Raw genomic sequence first — 1,086 nt, 5'->3', positions numbered from 1 at the left:
CTGACTCTTATACACAAATAGCGGTCTGAACGGAACTTTTCCCGTTTTCCAGGATCTGATCTTCCATGTGACTCCCAACATGGTAACGATCATGCTAACTTCTGCTCTTCATCATGCGGCCGACTGGGCTAAATCTGTGTTCTCTTCGGCGGCGCTCGGTGATCCTCGCCGTACTGCCCGCTTGGTTAACGTTGCCGCTCAATTGGCAAAATATTCTGGTAAATCAATAACCATCTCATCAGAGGGTAGTGAAGCCATGCAGGAAGGCGCTTACCGATTTATCCGTAATCCCAACGTCTCTGCCGAGGCGATCAGAAAGGCTGGCGCCATGCAAACGGTCAAGTTGGCGCGGGAGTTTCCCGAGCTGCTGGCCATTGAGGACACCACCTCTTTGAGTTATCGCCACCAGGTAGCCGAAGAGCTTGGCAAGCTGGGGACGGTAAAGGATAAATCCCGTGGATGGTGGGTTCACTCCGTGCTCTTGCTCGAGGCCACCACATTCCGCACCGTAGGATTACTGCATCAAGAGTGGTGGATGCGTCCGGATGACCCTGCCGATGCGGATGAAAAGGAGAGTGGCAAATGGCTGGCAGCGGCAGCAACCAGCCGGTTACGCATGGGCAGCATGATGCGCAACGTGATTGCAGTCTGTGACCGCGAAGCCGATATTCATGCTTATCTGCAGGACAAACTGGCGCATAACGAGCGCTTCGTGGTGCGCTCCAAACACCCGCGTAAGGACGTAGAGTCTGGGCTGTATCTGTATGACCATCTGAAAAACCAACCAGAGCTGGGGGGCTATCAGATCAGTATTCCGCAAAAGGGTGTGGTGGATAAACGCGGCAAACGCAAGAATCGGCCAGCCCGCAAGGCGAGCCTGAGCCTGCGCAGTGGCCGCATCACGCTAAAACAGGGGAATATCACGCTCAACGCGGTGCTGGCCGAGGAGATTAACCCGCCCAAGGGTGAGACACCGTTGAAATGGTTATTGTTGACCAGCGAACCGGTCGAGTCGCTAGCCCAAGCCTTGCGCGTCATCGACATATACACCCATCGCTGGCGGATTGAGGATTTCCATAAGGCATG

The 1,086-nt window shown here is 54.7% G+C and carries 1 protein-coding gene; it reads left to right on the top strand.

The features are described from left to right. Nucleotides 1-91: 91 nt before the first annotated feature. Nucleotides 92-1,086: IS4 family transposase (locus PG899_RS24090; protein ID WP_270697821.1), on the top strand; the 995-nt coding region annotated here is incomplete at its 3' end.

Source organism: Aeromonas sp. QDB39, assembly GCF_027707585.1.
GTDB classification, from domain to species: Bacteria; Pseudomonadota; Gammaproteobacteria; order Enterobacterales; family Aeromonadaceae; genus Aeromonas; species Aeromonas hydrophila.
Note: the sequence above shows the minus strand (reverse complement) of the source record. Positions and strands in the feature narration are given on the sequence as shown.